Origin of the sequence: Peribacillus sp. ACCC06369 (assembly GCF_030348945.1) — a bacterium.
Taxonomy (GTDB): domain Bacteria; phylum Bacillota; class Bacilli; order Bacillales; family DSM-1321; genus Peribacillus.
The window spans coordinates 3,702,779-3,724,680 of the sequence record NZ_JAUCEN010000002.1 but is presented as its reverse complement, the minus strand read 5'-3'; the positions used below and the strand labels follow the sequence as shown (position 1 = coordinate 3,724,680).

The following is a 21,902-nucleotide window of genomic DNA, read 5'->3' as shown; positions in this document are numbered from 1 at the left end:
ATGAATTACATAGCTTTAGTCATTGGAAGAACCCCGGGCTAATTCGTATATATAGGTGATGTCGATCCCCCAATCAATAAACCTACATCATGTATATAAGTTTAATTCGTTCTATTAAAGAATAATCTGAAATGTAAAGTGCACACTTGCAATTTAATAATATGCATATAATCAGATAGTTGTTTTACGGTCCAAACGGCTTTTTTATGTAAAAATCTTTCTACATCTATATCAGAAGGAGATATGACAGACACGCAATGCTAATCTATAAAGTTTTGCGACATTGGCTTCTCGTAAGTGTATACGGAATCGTTTTATTTCCAAATTGGATAGAGTTCATCGACCATCTTACCTTCTTTGGTCTATTATAACATCACCCTAATATTAAAAACTTCCTAACTATTAGGAAAATGTATAGGCTTGGTAAAGGTAAAACGCTTACATTAATATGAGTGTGAGGAGGAAATACTAATGAAAAAACGTTACATTAAGTTATTAGAATATTTAGAACAATATGGTAATGACTATGTAAGTGGAAGCGAGCTTGCTAATCTATTTAATGTAACGACAAGAACTATTAGAAATGACATTAAGGAAATAAATGAAACTTTTTTAGATAAAGTAATAATTACTGGTAATACTCAAAAAGGATATAAATTAGTTGGGGATTTATCAAATATTCAGCAAAATGAAGATGATTACGAAGAACGAGCTTTTCATATAATAAAAACACTTTTATCTGAAACTGATTTTATAACTTATGATGAACTGGCAAAAAAACTTTATTTTTCTACTCAAACAATTAGGAAAGACGTACAAAGATTATTTCAAATAATCCAAGCCGAAAAATGGAACATTGAAGTTGAAGCAATTATCTTCCAAGGAGTAAGGCTTAAGGGAAGTGAAGTAGAGAAACGTCTATTACTAAAAAAATTAGTAACAACAAATTGTTTAAAGAGAATGTCGCTTGATGAAGCGCTGCAATACTATTTTGGTGATTGGTTTAGTCAGTCCTCCATTCAATTAGTATATTCTTGTATTGAAGAAGAAGTCACTAAGTACAATTTGTTACTAAGCTCTGAAGAACTATTCGCAATATGTGTGAACATAATTATTAGTTTAAAACGAGTGGGCCTTCATCAAAAAATTGCTGAAAAAGACATGAGGTTAGATAATACTTGCTTTGAAGAATTAAAAATAGCAAAGTTAATCCTTAGTCGTTTAGCTAAGGAAATGAATGTACAGTTTGACGAATATGAATATCAGTATTTATGCTACCTGTTAATTTCTTTACAAATATTACCGAAGAAAAATGAAGTAACTGTGCATGAACACTCAGATGAAATAGAGGAAAAAGTAAAAGCGGTTATAAAAAATGTTGGGGATCGATATGGTTTTTCAAGTCGAAAGAATGAAAAGTTATTTAATCGCCTATTGGTACATATTACAAAGTCATTATATCCATTAAAATATTACTTTCCTTTAGAGAATCCATTTATTTCTCAAATAAAGTCGGAATATATGAATGCTTATAATATTGCAGTGGTTTTAGCGAAAGAATTACAATTTTGCTTAAATATAAAGATACCAGAAAATGAAATCGGTTACTTGACACTGCATATTATGAATATTGTTGAAAATTCCCAAGAAACAAGGAAAAGAATTGCAATTATTTATGGGAAAAATCCGTTAGTAGGTAAGCTAATAGAAAGAAAAATAAATTTATACTTCCCAAATATTAAAATTGATGGTTTATTTGCAAATCATGAAATCCATTTAATTCCTGAAGAGATAGAAACTATAGTAACTACTAGTGTAATCCTTGAGGAGCAACACCTAAATGTGAAAAATTGTATTCGTGTTAGTGAAATGATTACAAATGAAGATATGAAGACTATTTCTATTCAATTGAATCGTGGCTTACTAAAGTACTATTTATCTCCGAATGATCTTTATTTCTTAGATGAAGAGAATCGAATAGATTTATTAAAAACCCTTACGCAGCTTGGAGATATTCAACACCTGTATACAAGCATTAATGAAAGAGAAAAGATGTCGAGTACTAATATTGGTAATTTAGTGGCCATGCCGCATCCATTTGATTGTGGAAATAACAAAAAATTACGAGTGTTAGTAGCAATAAATAAACAAAAAATTTTGTGGGGAGACAAAATGGCTCAAATTATCTTTCTATTTATCCCTCCAAAAAATCAAAAGGTAAATAATACAAAGTTTTTTGAAGAGATTCATGATGTGTTTAAGCAAACAAACATGACAGAAAAATTATTAAATGTAACCAATTATGATGAGTTTTTGGAAGTTTGGTCTTCCAAATAATATTAGGAGGAATAGAAATGTTAATGAATATGAAAGATTTACTTTTAGTAGCTTATGAGAATAAATTTGCAGTTGGGTCATTTAATGTAGCAAATAGCGAATTTGTCAAAGTTGTAGTAAGTGCTGCAGAGGAGCAAAGATCTCCTGCGATACTTCAAATTCACCCGAATGAAATTAATTTAGTGACTGATGAATTTGTGGCATATGTACGAGAGGCTGCGTCAAAGTCTAAAGTTCCTTTTGTTATTCATTTAGACCACGGGGCAACAATCGAAGATATTACTCGATCTATTAGAAATGGCTATACGTCTGTGATGATGGATGCGTCACATTTACCATTTGAAGAAAATATGGCATTAACAAAAAAAGCAGTAGAACTTGCTCATATGGTAGGTGTGTCTGTAGAGGGTGAACTAGGTACTATTGGAAGTAATGAGGGTAGTTCAGAAGGCGGAGCAGATGAGATTTTATATACGAATCCTGATGAAGCAGCCATTTTTGTTGAAACAACAGGAATTGATACGCTTGCTGTTGCTGTTGGAACTTCACATGGCTTATACCCAAAAACGAAAGATCACTCTATTAAAATTGATCGATTAATGAAGATTCATGAAAAAGTAAACATTCCTTTGGTTCTCCACGGTGGATCAGACAACCCATATGAAGAAATAAGACAAGCTGTGAAACATGGTATTGCCAAAATTAATTTATCAACAGATATGAAAAGAGCGTTTTATAACCAACTAAGAGCTACGCTGGATGAAAATCCAAATGCATACGAACCAGATATATTAATGCCTGAAGCAACGAAGGCGGCTATTGAATTAGTAAAGAAAAAAATGGATCTCTTTGGTTCAACTGGAAAAGCATCACTCTATAAATTAGGAGAAATTTAAGAGGAGGGATATATATGATGACTTCTAGTGTCATAAGGCCAGAAAACATAATATTAGATTTAGTTGCTGAAACGAAAGAGGACTTAATTAATGAGCTTGCAGAAAAATTAAATAAAAACGGCTATTTACATGATCTTAAACAATTTAAACAGGATATTTGGGCTCGTGAAGATCAGGTTCCAACAGAAGTAGGGTTTGGTATTGCTATTCCACATGCAAAATCTGCTGGAGTTAAATCGCCTGCTATTATTATGGGAAGATCTTTAAGTGGAATTAAGTATAGTTCAGAAAAATGTAATTTATTTTTCATGATAGCAGCCGGCAAAGATTCTTCAACTGAGCACTTAAAGACTTTATCTAAAATCTCCACTTTTCTAATGGATGAAACCTTTAGAGCTAAGCTTATTCTTGCCAAAGATAGTCATGAAGTTGTCCAGCTATTTGCAAATGCTGAAGAAAAAATGGTACAAGTAGATACGAATGATAAGAAGTATTTTGGTAAGAAATTGGTCGGAGTTACTGGATGCCCTACTGGAATAGCACATACATTTATGGCTGCAGAAGCATTAAAAAATGCTGCTGAGGAGCTTGGCGTTCAAATAAAAGTTCAAACCAATGGATCGACGGGAATACAGAACAGATTAACTCAAGAAGATATTGATGAAGCAGATGGCATAATTGTTGCTGCAGATGTTAAAGTGGACATGGATGTCTTCGGTGATCGTAAGGTTATTAAAACGTCTGTTAAGAATGGGATACATCATGCTAAGGATTTAATTGAAGATGCTATTTCTGGAAAAGGTAAGGTTTTAAATCAGGGGAACAACAAGTTAAAGGAAGCAAAAGAAAAAACACGATTAAAACAACCTAAAATATACAGCCATATAATGAATGGGGTATCTTTTATGATTCCATTTGTTGTTGCTGGAGGTATATTAATCGCAATCTCCTTTATGTTTGGCATTCATGCTTCTGACCCGAATAGTTCAGAATATAATGCATTCGCTGCTTTTCTAGGTACAGCAGGTGGTAGCGCAGCCTTCGCACTAATGGTTCCAGTACTAGCAGGATATATTGCGTATAGTATTGGGGATCGTCCAGGTTTAGCACCAGGTATGATTGGTGGTATGATGGCAACCCTTGGTGGTTCAGGATTTTTAGGTGGTATGATAGCAGGTTTTATTGCTGGTTATACAATCTTAGGATTGAAAAAATTATTAAAAGGCATTCCAGATTCATTACAAAGTCTTTCACCGGTACTTATACTTCCATTATTAGCTACGTTTGTAACAGCCTTTATTATGCACTTTGTAGTTAATAGTCCGATGGCGTGGATTAATGAGTCGTTACAAGGTTGGTTAAATGGTTTAACTGGTTCGAATGCAATTTTATTAGGAGCGCTTTTGGCAGGAATGATGGCATCTGATATGGGCGGCCCTATCAATAAAACAGCATCAGCATTTGGCTTAGCGATGTTTGCAAATCATATTTACGAACCATCTGCTGCACTAATGGTTGGAGGAATGGTTCCTCCATTAGGGATTGCATTAGCAACAACTCTATTTAAAAATAAATTCTCATTTGAAGAACGTAACGCAGGAAAAGCTGCTTATATTATGGGTGCATCTTTTATTACTGAGGCAGCAATTCCGTTTGCTGCAAGTGATCCATTAAGAATAATTCCAGCAAATATTGTTGGTTCAGCAATTGGGGGAGGGATTTGTATGGCATTAGGAATTTCTTTACAAGCTCCTCATGGTGGAATCTTTGTAATTCCTATTGCTGCAAGCAGTCCATTGTTATACATTGTATGTATTTTAATTGGTTCAATTATTACAGCTTGTATAATTGGAGTATTAAAAAAACCTGTTTACAGAACACAAGATAATACTAGTGAGAAGTCAGGAAATAAAACAGTAGCAATTGAAATTAAAGCAGTATAATTTATACGAGTGAAAATGACATTGGTACTGTACAAAGCTTAGGAAAAGTCTTTGCACAAAACTAAAGGTAGATCCCTTGGGAATTCCCAAGGGATTCTGTCTTTTTTATACTGTCCGAAAAATGGGGCATAGTTCATTTTTGAAAGGCTTTTTTATTTTAGGCACTGTTAACAAGTGTACGAATACTTGCTTACTCGCAGGATTACACCAATAACCTGAATCCCATCACCTTCTCATACCACTTAATCCGCATCCAAATCAGGTATAGCCAATCCAATATGAGTAATTGCTGTCATATGTATCCCCCTGAAAATGAAAATACCCTTTTAAGGTGAGGGGCAAACGGCACTTTTTATGGACAAAAAAAAGAAGCATAGCCAATACTGCTTCTTTGATTACATATATCGACCTCCCGAAATTCTTTAAATTTCACCCTCTTCAAGCCTCCTATTATACTCAACTTTACTGATTAATCCCTTTGCATTACAGGTAAGACAATCAGTATAAATATCGTAGGCACCTGTACCTGCACAAACATGGCATTTAATATGAGTTTCTGGTATATCCTTATGCATGAATGAAAAAACTTTTCCAATATACTGCAGAATAATCATTCCCAAAACTCCTTTTTTTTCTATCATACAACGAAAAAGCGAGAAGGAAACAAGGAATACAATAACATTACTTAAAACAAATAAAACCATAACATACTTTACATTGGGTTAAAAATTTGATGGAAAATCGTGTCTAGTATTAGGATAGTACAGTATTGTTTTTCATGCTCGCAGAGTTTGTCTCAACCAAAGCAAAATAAAAGAGCCTTAGGGCGCTCTAAAATAAACTATTAATGATCAATTTTATCCATCCAATAAAAGAAATCCATAACGGTTGACTTTGTGTATCTGCGATGCGCTGGTTATCCTATCAGCATCCTAACATAGGGGCCCTTATTTATGAGAAGATGAATCTAGATATGGATGTCCGAATTATACGGATTCCAGTTTCCAGAAGAAGTCAAGAATTTTAAACGATGATGTAAAGTGAAATGTGATTTTCTGAATGTGGCAGTTAAGAGGGCAACAGCTGCTCTTCAAAGTGCTCAGACTGAGTTGGAATTTAACAATGGAATCATTACAACATAGTATTGTGGACGGCAGCACTGTTGAAAGTACAAACGAATTCCAATCGACCACAAAAGCTATACAAGATGAAGAATTTTTTTGATTGGTGATTTGCGTACAAATGGAACAGCGATTGAAACAAAAGCGGGGTCCGGAGTAAAACCGTTAGCGAACAATAGGTGATCTAGCACTGATTCCGAGGCGACTGTGGTGGCTACCTTGAAGGATAAGGATGATAAAATTGCTGGAGTTACCATACAGTTTGTCGGAAAATGGATTATGGAGTCCCCTCGAAGTGGATTGCTTCAGAAGGGCATCTCACGTACACATTTGCTAGGGATTCTTATACATTGGGACAAATATCTATGTATTTGTGTACCACAATTACTAGATGCAAACTTTCTTGAAGTCAACCCAACAAGTTTTACATTGTTATGTAACAAAATGAGATACTTGCTGGAATTGAAGTTGTTGCGATTTATAGATAAGTAGTTTCTTAGCTTTATCTAGAAGGCAGTCTTGAAGTATAGTTAATGAGAGGTGATCAATTTGGAACGAAGGAACTTTTTAGTGAACTTATTACTTTGGATACTAGCTTCCTTTTTTGGATACACGATCAAAAAGGAGGGTGAGAACTTGAATTTATCGAAAACAGATGCAAGTATGGTTTTAGATCGAGATGGGAAGAACATCTCAGATAAAATTGGAAATTTAAATAAAAAAGTTAGCTCAATATCTCTTGGTGTAGGGATAATACCTGAACAGTTTCCAAAGTTAACTGGAGAGGTTGATGAAACCCTAATGGTACAAAGAGCTATAGACAGCATACCCGAAGGCGGTAAAATTACTCTTACAAAAATATATAACATAACCACTGTTAATATTAAATCGAACATCAACATTGAGGGCAAAGGTCAAGAGGTTTCCGGCTTTAAATCTACAGCAAATGTCATTGTAAATGTTTTAAATGGAAGTGTTAGGTGGAATTTATCAAACCTTGGAATTTGGGGAAGTGTTACCACAAGTATAGGAATCAATTTAGCCGGCGGTTCTAGAGGGATTGCTGACTTTTCTATCAGGAATCTATACATTAAAACCTGTCTTGTGGGAATGAAAACTTATTTCTCATGGGCTTTTACCGTAGATAGAGTACGTTTCCAAGATTGTATTACAGGCATAGTTATGGAGTCCCAATCAAATCAGGGTAATTTTTTGGCTTGCAGTTTTAAAGTGAAATCTAAATTAGCTGATATTATAAATTGTAGTGCTATTAACTTCATAGGTTGTGAATTCGCAGGGAATAACCATGATGGTTCTATCCCGATATCACTTTACCAGTCCACTGCTATAAACTTTAACGGGAATTATGTAGAGCATTTCGCCCCTAATATCCCATTATTTGAGATTGGTACTGTTACTTCAACCACTTGCAAGGCTATATCCATAACAGGTAACTATATATCGCATGCCACTTCTGGGGAAATGGTTAGGCTCTACACTGTAGGTGGCTTAAATATTTCTAATAATTACATTAGTAAATTTACTATCGGGTATTTAATAGAGGATAAGGTAGGGAATGCAAAAGGAATTGTCATGAAAGGGAACGATGGGTACGAGGTAGAACGTAATCTCACTAATTTTATACCGAACTATGGATTCTTTGCTTGGACTGGGGGAGAAGATGCTTTTCCAGATGAAATGGTAGCAACAAGCTCCAGTGTAACTGGCGCTCGAGGGTCTGACGGAAGTTTACAAATAGTTACAACAGTCGATACACAAGGTTTCTCTTGTTTGGTAAATGAAAGTAATATAGCATATGGGACACTCGAAATTGAAGTAAAGTCCTCTATAGATGTTGTAGTGTATATAGATTTATTGGCTGATAGTGTATACTCCAACGTTGGCATACCTTTAAAGGCGGGAGTGTACACTAAGGTATCTTTAATTAAATACCTAAAAGCAACTTCACTGACGGCCTTAAGGATAAGGTTTAGTAAAATAGGAACACACAACATTAAGAGTATCAGGATGTATAGAGGGGTGGTTGAACTAGAAAGGGATAAGTCACCAGCACTTATCTCTAGTAATAAACCTTCTCATGGAACGTTCAAGAGAGGTCAAATATCAACGAATCCTTCTCCGTCTGCTAACGGTTATCTAGGGTGGATATGCGTAGAAGATGGAACACCTGGAACGTGGAAAGGACACGGGCGAATTGAAGCGTAAATAAACGGTAATTAAATAGCTAATGAATTCGTTTCAATATAAGTGAAAAATTTACTTTTAAGTATTATTTAAGAGTTCCACTTAGTGATACAATAATAAAATAACATTAATTGGAACGAGGTAAAGAGATGAACGGTATTAGATATAATCAGTTAGATTCTTTAAGGGGGTTAGCAGCTATTTCGGTAGTTTTCCATCACTATTTGCTCATTTTCCCACAGTTTTTCGAGAAAACTATTGATAGTAGTGGATACACCTTAGTTAATATTCTAAAATATACGCCTTTGCATATATTTTTTTCTGGTACTCAAGCAGTAACAATGTTTTTTGTTCTAAGTGGATTTGTACTATCACTACCCTATTTGGATAAAAGAAATAACCCTTATCCTATTTATTTAACAAAAAGAATGACGAGAATATATATTCCATATATTGTATCAGTAATATTTGTCTTGGCAGCATTTAAATTTTTTTCTGATGTGTCTTTAACTGGCTTTAGTTCTTGGGCAAATGGTAAATGGAGTGATCCCATTGATTATAAACTAATTTTCGAACATCTTCTTTTAATCGGAGACTTTAAAAATGGTGAATATAACCCAATATATTGGTCATTGGTACACGAAATGCGTATTTCAATAATTTTCCCGTTGATTATGATTGTTGTTATAAAATACGGATGGAAATTTTCGCTTATGTGGAGCCTTCTTATAAGTGGATTTGGGTTTGTCGGTACGTTTATTTTAGGCGAGGTAAATATAGAAACAGACTATTTGCTTAGTTTGTATTATGGACTCTCTTTTGTGATAGGGGCTATATTAGCAAAACACAAAGATATACTAATAAATTTCTTGAAATTTAAATCAAAAGGAATGAAAATATTAATCACGATTTCAGCAATTTTGTTATATACATTTCCTTCTTGGATATTAAACATTCCATTTATTCCAGAACGTTTATTGGGTCCACCCAATACAGTAGCAGTAACTATAGGGGCGGCAATGTTTATCATATTGGCATTAGCCAGTAACATTATAAAAAAAGTATTATTAATAAAACCGATTCTGTTCTTGGGGGACATTTCTTATAGTTTATATTTATATCATTGTATCCCATTGTTAGTTCTCTTGCATCAATTTAGTGGTACAGTGCAAACTTGGATACTACTTGTCATTGGTTTTATAATTTCAATAACTTTAGCTACTTTGTCCTATTATTTTGTGGAAAAACCGTCTATTAAATTAGGAAAGGAAATATCTAAAAAGTTTAACGTTATAAAAAACAATGGTAAACGTAGTGCATAGTAGGAACAAACTGTGCGGTAAGCAAAATTGAATAAATCAATATGAGGACTCCAAGGGAGTTCTCTTTTTAAGTTTAGTACAGAATGCTCATCCGATTTTTAAAATCTACTAATTTATCAAAAAAACTAAATACTTATTTCCTGTATATGGAACTAATGGTATTAAAAACTTTGAACTTTTACACCAAGAAAATCATGAAGGAGAGCATCAATGAAGAAGAAAATTATTTTGGGAGTAATGGTGGTAATAGTTTTAGGAATAGGTATTTTTAGTTTTAAGCTCTATAAATCAAGATTTTAATTCATTGTGAGCTATACTGGATGAGGGGTATATTCCTGCATCGAAAAACTCAGATGAGTATCTTGAGGAATATTCAAGTTTTACTTATGAATTGGAATTAAGTGATTGGCAAGTTCATGAGGGCTTTCAGTGGCTTTTTATTTATACCAAAATAGAAGAGAATAGTTTAGGTTTGAATTATTCTGATTATATTCAAGCGTCCGAGCAGGTCATCAAAACGAATAAATGGACTTTATAAATAGCAAAGAAGATATAGAGAAGAAGCTAAGTTAAAAGAATATGAGATTGGCTGATATACTGACTAATGCTAACATCCATCCCAATGATCAATGGCATTACATATGGTTCGAGGTTATGCAGGAATATTTTAAGTTGAAGAAGTAGTAAAAGGGGGAAAAGTGGTTATATCCACGTTTCCCCCTTTAGTTTCTATTTGCACTAAAAGAAAGCGGTATCAAAGTTTCTCAATCCTTAAGGAAACACTTCTATCTTGAATGAATTCGCGCATTTCCTCTTTCGATATTCCTGACCCCATTACATCCTGCATGATTTCCATCCACTCTTCATCCATGACCTTATCTGCTTGTTCATTCAACAGAGCATCGACTTTAATACAAAGGATTCGAGCGATTTTTTCCAAAACTAAAATAGTAGGGTTTGTTTGAAGGTTTCTTTCCAGTGAGCTTATATAGGATTTGGCAACGCCAGATTTTGCGGAGAGTTCACTAATTGACATTTTCATTTCTTTCCTAAGCGACTTAACTCGGTAACCTATCATTTTGACCACACCTAACCATTAATTTGAAAATTATACTAAACTATCACTTTCAGTTTACACATTTTCCTTTCATTTTTAATGATAACTAGGCACTAAAATACTTGACATTATTGTATGTATAAATGGATTTTTCTGTTTTGGTAGGCATTTAGTTAGGTTATTTTCAAGGAAATATTGTAAATCGAATAAATCGTATAAGAAAGATTGGGATTTAGTGTATACTTAGGTTTATTGAAATTTGAGTCGCAAATATTCTGGAAAATGGGTTATATATATGTGATTAATGCAATATTTTAAAAAATAGAAATTATTTCCTTTGTATTGCTGTTTTCTTTTTTGTAAAATTACTTTGGCATTTGAAAAGTATTCTTACATTGTAAGTTTCATGTAAATTTCCTTGAAAATACATAATAATAGGTAATATTATGGTATAATGCAATAGGTCATTTTTAACATATCAGGAGGATGAAATGGAAGAAACTATTAGTATTAAAGATATTTTTAAAACATTAAAGAAACGTTGGAAGCTAATCATGCTGCTGACAGTAATTGCCGCTTTGGTTAGTGGATCAATTTCTTATTTCTTATTAACACCCGTTTACCAATCTTCAACACAGATTCTAGTTAATCAGAAACAATCAGAAAACCAATTGGACTCTACACAAATCCAATCTAATATCGACATGATCAATACATACAGTGTGATCATAAAAAGCCCTGCCATTTTGGAGAAGGTCATTGATGAACTTGAACTAGACCAAAGCGTAGATCAACTTAGTCAAAAAATTACGATTAACAGTCAAGAAAATTCGCAAGTCTTCTCATTAACGGTTCAAGATAGTAATCCTGGCAAGGCAGTAGAGATTGCCAACACGGTTTCTTCAATTTTTCAAAAGGAAATCAAAGATATTATGAAAGTCGACAATGTTAGCATACTTGCTAAGGCAGAAGTTAAGGAAAATCCTACTCCTGTAAAACCTAATCCATTATTGAATATCGCTATTGCAGTTGTGGTGGGATTGATGGCTGGAATAGGCTTGGCATTCCTACTAGAGTATTTGGACAATACGATTAAGGACGAGGATGATATAGAGAGACTCCTTGATTTGCCATTACTTGGATCTATTCAAAAAATATCGCAACATAAATAAAGAATCATTCAGTGACATTAAGAAAGGAAGTGGGATTTTTGAGAAGTAAAGATGAAAAACAAGTGAATTTAATTGCGCAGACTAATCCTAAATCGCCTATTACTGAACAATATCGATTAATTAGGACAAACATACAATTCTCTTCAGTAGATAAAGAAATCAAAACGATTGTGGTTACTTCATCGGAGCCTAATGATGGGAAATCGACTACAGCTGCCAACTTAGCGATTGTTCTTGCTCAAGAAGAGAAAAAAGTATTACTTGTGGATGCGGACTTAAGGAAACCATCGGTTCATTATGCTTTTAACCTTAGTAATATACATGGACTTACTAGCGTATTGACAAAGAAAATGGACTTAAGAAAAACTATCTTGAATTCAAATGTTTCAAATTTAGACATTTTAACAAGTGGGCCGATACCACCTAATCCTTCAGAGTTATTAAATTCCAAAGCGATAGAAACAGCAATTGATGAATTAAAAGGAATGTATGATTATATCATTTTTGACACACCGCCCGTTCTGGTTGTGCCGGATTCCCAGATTGTATCCAATAAATGTGATGGCGTGATCATGGTAGTGGCGAGTGGCAAGACAAACAAACAAAGTGCAGTGAAAGCTAAGGAACTTTTAGTGAAAGCTAATACATCCTTGCTTGGAGTCGTTTTGAATGGCGTTGAAACGGATAACAGCAATTATTATTACTATCAATCTTAATGAAATAAAACAATTTTCGACAAAATAACACCCTGTTTAATGGCAGTTTTATATGCTACTATTAGTCAGGGTATTAATTCCTATTTTTAGAGATTGGGCCCTTTTTCCTATTAGTTTTATAAAGGAAGTGTATGAAATTTGATCGACATACATTGTCACATTCTCCCGGGGGTTGATGATGGATCTTCGGACATGATGGAAAGCTTGAATATGGCAAGAAAAGCCGTAGAAGCAGGAATCACCCATTTATTTGCCACGCCACATCACTTAAATGAGAAATATGTAAATGTTAAAAGTAACATCATTGACCGTGCAGTGAGGTTAAATGAGAGTTTACACCAAAACAATATTCCTCTTACCATTCATCTCGGACAAGAAGTAAGAATACACCGGGACATATTTACTTCACTTGAAATGGAAGAAATCCTTACTCTTGACGATAACGGTACGTATTTACTGTTAGAGCTCCCATCGGGAAAAGTTCCTTCGTTTACACAAGAAGTGATTTATGAGCTTCTGCTTAAAGGAATCAAACCGATCATCGTACATCCGGAGAGAAATAAGGAATTGATAGCGAATCATAAACTATTATTTGAATTGGTCCAGGAGGGCGCGTTAACTCAAATTACCTCTGGCAGTATCATCGGGAATTTCGGTAAAAGTATTCAATCATTTTCAAAAAAGATAATCGAACATAATATGGCTCATTTTATTGCAACAGATGCACATAATATAGGATCTAGAGGCTTCACGTTACAACAAGCCTATGAAACAATTACCAAAGCACATGGGATAGAACGAACATTTCATTTCAAAGAAAACGCTGAACAGCTATTAAAGGATCAAAGTCCTATTGTTGAAAAACCAGTGCCATTCAAAAAGAAAATTTTAGGTATCTTTTAGAATGGTAGAAAACCAAGAAACGCTTACATTATAATAAAAAAATTTTGTCTTCATGATAAATTTCTACATTATATTGGGATAAACATTATAGATTGATAAATTACCTTCATTTTGGAAGTGACTTGTTAAACGACAAATAGCCCTTAGGTTATAAGGACATTTTAAAAAGTTGTAAAGGGGATATACAGCATAAATCATTCTAATATTAAAAATTATTACATGTGAAATAAAATACAATTCATTAAAACTTTTTTTATAGAGCGTAAATCAAACAATATTAAAGGGGGAAATCTGGTTGGCCTACCGAAAACGATTAACACTTCTGGCTCTATTAGATTCATTAATAGTATTATCGGCCATTTATGTAAGTTATTTATTCTTGTATCCCTATTTGGAAATATTTAAATTACCAACACTCTTGGTCACATCAGTCTCTCTATTAATTAGCCATCATTTTTTTGCATCTATTTATAAGCTGTATAAGAAGGCCTGGGAATATGCGAGTATTGGAGAGTTACTGTCCATTGTTAAAGCAGTAAGCTTATCGGTTATCACAGTTATTGCCATCCAATTAATTGTTTTTCAAGATGTTTATGTAAGAGCCATGGCATTGACGTGGATGATGCATGTTATCCTAATTGGCGGTTCCCGCTTTTCTTGGAGAATGCTGCGTGACCGTTTGATAAATAGCCAAAAAGAAACCAAGAATACATTGGTTATCGGGGCGGGATCTGCTGGAACCATGGTTGTACGTCAACTTCTTAATAATCATGATACGGAACTTAAACCAGTTGCATTCATAGATGATGATCCGAAAAAAGATCAGCTAGACATATTAGGAATACCCGTTGTGGGTAATTCTACACATATCCCTGAAATGGTAGAAAAATACCATATAGATAATATTGTCATTGCGATTCCTTCATTAAGTAAAAAAGAATTGAAGGTCATCTTTGATGAATGTGTGAAAACAAATGCAAAAACACAGATCATGCCGATGATTGAAGATATTATGTTAGGGAAAGTAGCTGTTAATCAGTTTAAAGAAGTGGAAGTGGAAGATTTATTAGGAAGAGAACCAGTTGAATTAGATATTAATAGTATTTCGGAATATGTAACTGGTAAGACCATACTAGTTACTGGAGCTGGAGGATCTATTGGTTCAGAGATATGCCGTCAGATATGCAGATTCTCTCCGGGAACTCTCATAATACTAGGACATGGAGAAAATAGCATTTATCAAATTGACATGGAACTGAAAAAGCTATACTCCGATCAAATTGAAATCTTACCAGTCATCGCAGATATTCAAGACCGGGATAGAATTTTTGAAGTGATGGAAACATACCGACCTGATGTTGTTTACCATGCGGCTGCACACAAACATGTACCACTAATGGAATACAATCCACGTGAAGCTGTTAAAAATAACGTTTTTGGCACAAAGAATGTTGCAGAAGCGGCAGATACTTTTGGTGTAGGTGCGTTTGTAATGATATCTTCTGATAAAGCCGTTAACCCAACAAACGTTATGGGATCAACCAAGCGGATTGCTGAAATGATCATCCAGCAGTTAGCAAAAAATAGCTCAACAAAATTTGTTGCGGTTCGTTTCGGAAATGTTTTAGGCAGCAGAGGGAGTGTCATTCCTTTATTTAAAAAACAAATTCAAGCCGGTGGACCAGTAACGGTCACCCATCCAAATATGACAAGGTATTTTATGACTATACCCGAAGCATCGAGATTAGTTATTCAGGCTAGTTCTTTGGCTCGAGGCGGAGAAATATTCGTTCTTGATATGGGTGAACCTGTTAAGATTGTTGAATTAGCAACAAACCTTATCCAGTTATCAGGTTATTCAATAGACGAAATTGGGATTGAATTCTCAGGAATCCGTCCTGGTGAGAAAATGTATGAAGAGCTACTAGGGGAGAAAGAGGTTCATAGTGAAGCTGTGTTCCCTAAAATCTTTATAGGTAAAGCGGTATTGGAACAGGAAGAGGAAATACAGTATCTTTTAAACTCATATGACGATTTTTCCATAACAGAACTTAAAGAATTCGTAATAAATTTAGCAAATCGAAGAAAGAGCGAGACTTTCTCAGCAGTTAAATAATAATAAGGAGGACTAATAAGTGAAGAAAATCACAAAAGCAATCATTCCTGCAGCAGGGTTGGGCACTCGTTTTTTGCCTGCTACTAAAGCGATGCCAAAAGAGATGCTGCCAATCGTTGATAAACCAACAATTCAGTACATAGTGGAGGAAGCCGTTGCATCAGGAATAAAAGATATAATAATCGTAACTGGTAAAGGCAAACGTGCAATTGAGGATCATTTTGATTACGCTCCTGAACTCGAACAAAACCTATGGGAAAAAGGAAAATTAGAGTTGCTCAATAAGGTACAATATTCCTCTAAACTTGCTAATATCCATTACATTAGACAGAAGGAACCAAAAGGATTAGGTCACGCTGTATGGTGTGCACGTAAATTCATTGGGGACGAGCCATTTGCCGTACTTTTAGGTGATGATATTGTCCAGAGTGAAACTCCTTGCTTAAAGCAGTTAATTAATCAGTTTGAGGAAACAAACAATTCAATTATCGGAGTTCAAACTGTACCTGAAGAAGAAACAAACCGCTATGGAATAATAGACCCCGCTTTTCAAGATGGACGACTATATCAAGTTGAAAACTTTGTAGAAAAACCAGTCTTAGGAACAGCTCCTTCCAATTTGGCAATAATGGGAAGATATATCCTTACTCCTGAAATTTTCAGTATGCTTGATCAGCAAGAAGCTGGTGCAGGCGGGGAAATTCAGTTAACAGATGCGATTCAACAGTTAAACCAGATACAACAAGTTTTTGCTTATGATTTTGAAGGAAAACGATATGATGTAGGAGAGAAGTTAGGGTTTGTTAAAACAACGATTGAGTTTGCACTACAGAATGAAGAAATTAAAGATGAGCTAGTAGAGTTTTTAGAACAAACGGTTAAGGTAATTTCTACAGAAAAGATTAATGCATAGGAATAAGATGACCTTTAATCAGTCATTTGACTCGGTAATTGTTTTTCTGCCTTCCTGAATTGGCTAATTAAGAAAAATTCAAAATAATAATTTTAAATAATAAAACCTAAACTTAAAAAAAGCGAGGAAACCAAAGTGGTAGACATACAAGTAAGAAACATACCATTTTCTCCGCCAGATATTACAGATGCGGAAATTGGAGAGGTCATAAAAGCAATGAAATCTGGTTGGATTACTACCGGACCAAGAACAAAAGAGTTTGAAAAAAAAATAGCTGAATATGTTGGGACAAATAAAGCGGTTTGTTTAAATTCCGCAACAGCAGCAATGGAGCTTACTCTTCGTATTTTAGGAATTGGCCCTGGAGATGAGGTCATTACTTCTGCATATACTTATACAGCATCTGCTTCTATTATTGATCATGTAGGTGCAAAAATTGTGCTGGTTGATACAGCGCCAGATTCCTTTGAAATGGATTATTCAAAACTTGCTGATGCGATTACTGAGAACACAAAAGCAATTATTCCTGTTGATATAGCGGGAAAGATGTGTGATTACAATTCCATATACGAAATAGTTGAGTGTAAAAAAGAATTATTTAAAGCAAATAATGAACTTCAAGGGTTATTTAACAGAGTAATAGTAATGACTGATGCAGCTCATGCTTTTGGTGCTGAGATGAATGGAATGAAATGTGGCCAAGTTGCTGATTTTACTTGCTACTCTTTTCATGCAGTTAAGAATCTGACTACAGCTGAAGGTGGTGCAGTTGTTTGGCGAAATGACCTAGGAATAGATGATGAGTGGATTTATAAGCAATTCATGCTTTATAGTCTTCATGGCCAGTCTAAAGATGCATTGGCAAAAACCCAGAAAGGCTCTTGGGAATACGACATTGTTTATCCAGCTTACAAATGCAATATGACTGACATTATGGCAGGTATGGGTTTAATTCAGATAAATAGATATGAAGGACTTAAGAAAAGACGTAAAGAGATTATAGAGATGTATGATAAAGCACTTTTGCCTTTAGGTATACAAAGCTTGCAACATTATGGGGAGGACTTCGCTTCTTCTGGGCACCTTTATTTGACGAGGATACCAGGAATTGGAGAAGAAGAAAGAAATGAAATAATAGTTAAGATGGCGGAGGCTGGGGTTTCGTGTAATGTCCACTATAAGCCATTACCGATGTTTACGGCTTATAAGAATTTAGGATTTGATATTAAGGATTATCCTAATGCTTTTGGAATGTATAAGAATGAGATTACATTGCCGCTTAATACATTGCTTAGTGAGGAAGATGTGGAGTATATTATAGAGATTTTCAAAAAAACTATAAATAAAGTCTTAAATATTGATTCTCTAGTGGGGCGAAATAATGTATAAGTTCTTTTTTAAAAGAGTAATTGATTTAATTCTAGCAGTAATAGCTTTGCCATTTTGGCTTATTATTTTAGCTATTATTAGTCCAATTATTTACTTTCAAGACAAAGGGCCAATTTTTTATAATGCGACAAGACTTGGTAAGGGTGGAAAAGTTTTCAAGATGTACAAGTTTCGGTCTATGAAAGTGAACGCACCGGATATAAGAAATGAAGATGGTTCTACATTTAATGCAGAAAATGATTCTAGATTAACTAAGATTGGGGCTATTATTCGTAAAACCAGCATTGATGAAACACCTCAAATTTTAAATGTTATTAAGGGTGACATGAGCATTATAGGGCCACGTCCAGATTTACCAGAGGCTATAAATAGATATAATGCCAATGAAATAAAAAAGCTAGAGGTTCGACCAGGTATTACAGGGTATAGTCAGGCATATTATAGAAATTCAATAGAAATGATTAAGAAATTTAAAAATGATATTTTTTATGTGGAAAATTTGTCATTTGTGCTAGATGTTAAGATATTTTTTGTTACTGTTTCAAGTATATTGTTTAAAAAGAATATTTTTAATAAAAAATAAATCGAGTTTCATTATTAAGTTAAGAACTATGTAAATATGATTTGAAATTCAAAAAAATGTTATTAACTTGTTGATATTATAAATTTTTTGAAAACGAAATGTTTATTAAGGGGCAAATAATTCATGAAAGATTTAGTAATATTCGGAAATTCTAATTTTTCTAGGTTACTTAAATGGTATATTGATCATGATGATGAGAGAAAGGTTGTAGCTTTTTGTACAGAAAAAGAATATTTAATTGAAAACAGGTTTGAAGGATTACCGGTTATAAGTTTTGAAAATATTACAAAAAAATATCCCCCTGAAAATTACGATATCTTAATCGGGATAGGTTACAGAAACATGAATAATATACGTAAAAGAATATATTATTTATGTAAAGAAAAAGGGTATCAGATAGCTTCCTATTTTCATTCATCATCATTAATTGAAACTAACGATATTGGGGAAGGGAATATTGTTCTGGAGCAATCGTTGCTAAGCCCTTTTGTTTCCCTTGGAATTTGCAACTTAATTTGGAATAATGTTTCAATTGCACATGACGATAAAATTGGTGATTTTAATACGATATCTGGAATGTCAGCAGTAGCTGGTAATGTTATCATAAAAAATAATTGTTTTTTAGGAAAAGCAAGTGTAGTCAGTGATCACATAACAATAAATGACTACTCACTAATCGGTGCGGCAGCTTTTGTAGGACGAGATATAGCTCCATATTCAGTTGTAGCTGCAACAAAAGGTGTTGTTCTTAAGGGAAAGAAGAGTACAGATTATCTATAAAGGAAAGTGAAGTATCTTGAGAAAGAGTAAATTGATGATTCTTGGAGCTAGTATATTGCAACTTCCAGCTATTTTAAAAGCAAAAAAAATGGGACTGCATGTAATTGCTGTAGATATGGACAAGAATGCAGTTGGTTTTGAACATTCAGATGTTTGTCTTAATATTAGTACGATAGATATACCTAAAATTGTTGATGCTGCTAAGTTGCATGAAATAGATGGAATTATGACACTTGCGAGTGATTTGCCTATAAGGACTGTAGCCGCTGTTTCAGAAGAGTTAAATATAGTTGGAATTAGTAAAGAAACAGCAATTAATGTAACTAATAAAGCTTCAATGAGAGCAATATTGAATCAGCATAGTGTTCCTATACCAATGTTTTTTAGGGTAGTTACTCAGAATGAATATCTTAATGCTATACAATTTTTCCAAAATGAGTTTGTAGTCAAGCCTGCAGATAATTCGGGAAGTCGAGGGGTAATTTTAGTTGATGATATAAATAACGAACAGTTTATTAATTATGCCTTTGAGTATAGTAAAAAGTACTCTCGTAGTGGTGAAATTATTGTAGAGGAATTTATGGAAGGTCCCGAAGTAAGTGTAGAAACGTTAAGCTTTGACGGCCACACTCATATTATTGCAATTACAGACAAAGTAACAACAGGGTCACCAGAATTCGTTGAAATGGGACATTCTATACCATCACAATTATCTATTGATACCAAGTTACAAATCGAAAAAGTAGTAATAGCAGCCATAAAAGCTGTAGGAATCAATAATGGACCTTCTCATACTGAAATTATTATTACCAAAGATGGACCTAAAGTTGTTGAGTTAGGAGCTCGATTGGGTGGGGATAATATTACAACACACTTAGTTCCTTTTGCTACTGGAGTGGATATGGTAGAGGCCTGCATTGAAATTGCCTTTGGTAATAATCCAGTTCTTAATAAAAGAATCTCTATGGGTTCAGCAATACGTTATTTTAAAACAAAAAAAGGTAAGATTTTGAATATTTATGGTGAACAAGAAGCAGAGAAACTACCTGGGATTAAAGAAATTACTTTCACCAAAAATATTGGAGATAATATTGAGGAAATAAATAGTAGCGTTGATAGAGTTGGGTATGTTATTGCTCAATCTAAAGATGCTGTAGAAGCAATTAAGATATGTGAAGAAGCAGTTGAAAAAATGATAATAGAAATTTGATAACTATTAGTAGGGATGGGAAGCAAAAAATGAAAAAATACCTTTTTATTTCTAATAGTACAAAACCCACTAAAGATCAACAGATTAGTAGAGAAAAGGTTAAATTAACAAATGTAAGTTTACCTTGTATTGAAGCTGTGATGAATATGGGGTACGAAGTGTATATGGGTGTAAATAGAAGTAATGCAGAAGAACTCGATTGTGAATATGACATAAATTTTTATAACTCAAGTACTTATAGAAGTTTAACAGATATTAAAAGTAATTTTACAGCTTTTAGAAATCTTATGACACTTTTGAAAAGAGAAAAAATACAGGTTATCCACTGCAATACTCCAATAGGTGGATTGGTGGGGCGAATCTGTGGGAAACTAGCAAAGGTACCAAAAGTAATTTATACTGCACATGGGTTTCATTTTTATGAGGGTGCATCATTTATTAATAGAACTGTTATAAAGTTTGCTGAATTGTGGATGGCACGGTACACAGATGTAATCATAACAATGAATCTAGAAGATTATAAAGCAGCCCAAAAATTTAAACTTCGTAATGGTGGAAAGGTCTATTATGTACCAGGAGTTGGCGTAGATACAAAGAATTATCAACTTGAGTATGATAATAATGAAAGTCTAAGAAGATCTCTTGGATTGAGAGAAGATGATATTATCTTAATTTCAATGGGGGATTTAGTTGACAGAAAAAATTATACTGCCTCTATTAATGCAGTTGCTAAATCGAAAAATCAAAAACTTCATTTCTTAATATGTGGGAGAGGGCCAGAATTAGACTCTCTTCAGAAGCTAGCGAAGAGATTAGGGGTAGAGAGAAACATTCACTTCTTAGGGTTTAGGACTGATATTAAGGAACTATTAAGTGTTTCTGATATATTTTTATTGACATCTTATCAAGAAGGTCTTCCGCGATCAATGATGGAAGCGATGGCTACAGGATTGCCATGTGTCGCTTCAAAAGTACGTGGAAATACAGATTTGATTGAAGCTAGTAAAGGTGGATACTTGTGTAATCCAGATGATATTGACGGACTTGCAGAGTGTATTTCTAAACTAGCATTGAATGAGCAACTTAGAGGTGAAATGGGTCTCGCTAACTTAACATCTATAAGAGAGTATGATGTAGAGAATGTTAAAAAGATAATAAGTGATATTTACTTAAAGGAATTAAGTAATGTTAAAGACTGATTTAAGTTTATATCTTACTTTTGACCAAAAATATAGTCAA

At 33.9% G+C, this 21,902-nt stretch carries 17 protein-coding genes; 15 read left to right on the top strand and 2 right to left on the bottom strand.

The genetic code is table 11. The features are described 5' to 3' along the window. Positions 1-471: 471 nt before the first annotated feature. The 3 genes from QUF78_RS18965 to QUF78_RS18955 are packed head-to-tail and all read left to right on the top strand — an operon-like array spanning position 472 to position 5,176. Entirely contained in the window at positions 472-2,337 is a 1,866-nt protein-coding gene (locus QUF78_RS18965) for a BglG family transcription antiterminator (protein WP_289325877.1), read from the top strand. Between the two features lie 17 nt (positions 2,338-2,354). Beyond that, positions 2,355-3,233 (top strand): ketose-bisphosphate aldolase, encoded by an 879-nt coding sequence (locus tag QUF78_RS18960; protein WP_289325876.1) that lies wholly within the window; start codon positions 2,355-2,357, stop codon positions 3,231-3,233. Between the two features lie 14 nt (positions 3,234-3,247). Beyond that, the gene (locus QUF78_RS18955) at positions 3,248-5,176 is read left to right on the top strand and encodes a PTS fructose transporter subunit IIABC (RefSeq protein ID WP_289325875.1); all 1,929 of its coding nucleotides are present in this window, start codon (positions 3,248-3,250) and stop codon (positions 5,174-5,176) included. 422 nt (positions 5,177-5,598) lie between these two features. On the opposite strand, the gene QUF78_RS18950 is transcribed toward QUF78_RS18955, so the two are convergent. After that, a complete protein-coding gene (locus tag QUF78_RS18950) occupies positions 5,599-5,790 on the bottom strand; it encodes a hypothetical protein (protein ID WP_095678497.1) in 192 nt (63 codons plus the stop codon). A gap of 1,143 nt (positions 5,791-6,933) precedes the next feature. On the opposite strand from QUF78_RS18950, the gene QUF78_RS18945 reads away from it, so the two are divergent. Then, positions 6,934-8,523, top strand: a complete 1,590-nt coding sequence (locus tag QUF78_RS18945; protein ID WP_289325874.1) for a hypothetical protein — start codon at positions 6,934-6,936, stop codon at positions 8,521-8,523. Between the two features lie 128 nt (positions 8,524-8,651). Next, the gene (locus QUF78_RS18940) at positions 8,652-9,824 is read left to right on the top strand and encodes an acyltransferase family protein (RefSeq protein WP_289325873.1); all 1,173 of its coding nucleotides are present in this window, start codon (positions 8,652-8,654) and stop codon (positions 9,822-9,824) included. Positions 9,825-10,578: 754 nt separating this feature from the next. Here QUF78_RS18940 and QUF78_RS18935 read toward each other — a convergent pair. Beyond that, positions 10,579-10,902, bottom strand: a complete 324-nt coding sequence (locus QUF78_RS18935) for a helix-turn-helix domain-containing protein (RefSeq protein WP_289325872.1) — start codon at positions 10,900-10,902, stop codon at positions 10,579-10,581. A gap of 470 nt (positions 10,903-11,372) precedes the next feature. Between QUF78_RS18935 and QUF78_RS18930 the strand changes: the two genes are divergently transcribed. The 10 genes from QUF78_RS18930 to QUF78_RS18885 all read left to right on the top strand — a co-directional run bounded on the left by QUF78_RS18930 (position 11,373) and on the right by QUF78_RS18885 (position 21,862). Beyond that, the gene (locus QUF78_RS18930; RefSeq protein ID WP_289325871.1) at positions 11,373-12,053 is read left to right on the top strand and encodes a YveK family protein; all 681 of its coding nucleotides are present in this window, start codon (positions 11,373-11,375) and stop codon (positions 12,051-12,053) included. A gap of 38 nt (positions 12,054-12,091) precedes the next feature. Next, entirely contained in the window at positions 12,092-12,769 is a 678-nt protein-coding gene (locus tag QUF78_RS18925; protein WP_289325870.1) for a CpsD/CapB family tyrosine-protein kinase, read from the top strand. Between the two features lie 138 nt (positions 12,770-12,907). Next, positions 12,908-13,672, top strand: a complete 765-nt coding sequence (locus tag QUF78_RS18920; RefSeq protein ID WP_289325869.1) for a tyrosine-protein phosphatase — start codon at positions 12,908-12,910, stop codon at positions 13,670-13,672. Between the two features lie 295 nt (positions 13,673-13,967). Beyond that, the gene (locus QUF78_RS18915; RefSeq protein ID WP_289325868.1) at positions 13,968-15,788 is read left to right on the top strand and encodes a polysaccharide biosynthesis protein; all 1,821 of its coding nucleotides are present in this window, start codon (positions 13,968-13,970) and stop codon (positions 15,786-15,788) included. 19 nt (positions 15,789-15,807) lie between these two features. Beyond that, positions 15,808-16,701, top strand: coding sequence for a UTP--glucose-1-phosphate uridylyltransferase GalU (galU, locus tag QUF78_RS18910; protein WP_289325867.1), 894 nt, complete (start codon positions 15,808-15,810; stop codon positions 16,699-16,701). Between the two features lie 135 nt (positions 16,702-16,836). Next, positions 16,837-18,090 carry a DegT/DnrJ/EryC1/StrS family aminotransferase gene (locus QUF78_RS18905; RefSeq protein ID WP_289325866.1) on the top strand — a complete coding sequence of 418 codons (1,254 nt, stop codon included), beginning with the start codon at positions 16,837-16,839 and terminating at the stop codon, positions 18,088-18,090. Continuing rightward, complete coding sequence (locus QUF78_RS18900) at positions 18,083-18,673, top strand: sugar transferase (RefSeq protein WP_289325865.1); 591 nt, start codon at positions 18,083-18,085, stop codon at positions 18,671-18,673. The genes QUF78_RS18905 and QUF78_RS18900 overlap by 8 nt, the downstream gene beginning before the upstream one ends. A 123-nt stretch (positions 18,674-18,796) precedes the next feature. Then, positions 18,797-19,453, top strand: coding sequence for a PglD-related sugar-binding protein (locus QUF78_RS18895; RefSeq protein WP_289325864.1), 657 nt, complete (start codon positions 18,797-18,799; stop codon positions 19,451-19,453). Positions 19,454-19,487: 34 nt separating this feature from the next. After that, positions 19,488-20,663, top strand: a complete 1,176-nt coding sequence (locus QUF78_RS18890) for an ATP-grasp domain-containing protein (RefSeq protein ID WP_289325863.1) — start codon at positions 19,488-19,490, stop codon at positions 20,661-20,663. A gap of 29 nt (positions 20,664-20,692) precedes the next feature. After that, complete coding sequence (locus QUF78_RS18885; RefSeq protein ID WP_289325862.1) at positions 20,693-21,862, top strand: glycosyltransferase family 4 protein; 1,170 nt, start codon at positions 20,693-20,695, stop codon at positions 21,860-21,862. The last annotated feature ends 40 nt before the right edge of the window (positions 21,863-21,902 follow it).

Coding starts and splice junctions, on each gene's coding strand:
- QUF78_RS18965 (WP_289325877.1), top strand. CDS start 472: ATGAAAAAACGTTACATTAAGTTATTAGAATATTTAGAACAATATGGT.
- QUF78_RS18960 (WP_289325876.1), top strand. CDS start 2,355: ATGTTAATGAATATGAAAGATTTACTTTTAGTAGCTTATGAGAATAAA.
- QUF78_RS18955 (WP_289325875.1), top strand. CDS start 3,248: ATGATGACTTCTAGTGTCATAAGGCCAGAAAACATAATATTAGATTTA.
- QUF78_RS18950 (WP_095678497.1), bottom strand. CDS start 5,790: ATGATTATTCTGCAGTATATTGGAAAAGTTTTTTCATTCATGCATAAG.
- QUF78_RS18940 (WP_289325873.1), top strand. CDS start 8,652: ATGAACGGTATTAGATATAATCAGTTAGATTCTTTAAGGGGGTTAGCA.
- QUF78_RS18935 (WP_289325872.1), bottom strand. CDS start 10,902: ATGATAGGTTACCGAGTTAAGTCGCTTAGGAAAGAAATGAAAATGTCA.
- QUF78_RS18930 (WP_289325871.1), top strand. CDS start 11,373: ATGGAAGAAACTATTAGTATTAAAGATATTTTTAAAACATTAAAGAAA.
- QUF78_RS18900 (WP_289325865.1), top strand. CDS start 18,083: ATGTATAAGTTCTTTTTTAAAAGAGTAATTGATTTAATTCTAGCAGTA.
- QUF78_RS18895 (WP_289325864.1), top strand. CDS start 18,797: ATGAAAGATTTAGTAATATTCGGAAATTCTAATTTTTCTAGGTTACTT.
- QUF78_RS18890 (WP_289325863.1), top strand. CDS start 19,488: ATGATTCTTGGAGCTAGTATATTGCAACTTCCAGCTATTTTAAAAGCA.
- QUF78_RS18885 (WP_289325862.1), top strand. CDS start 20,693: ATGAAAAAATACCTTTTTATTTCTAATAGTACAAAACCCACTAAAGAT.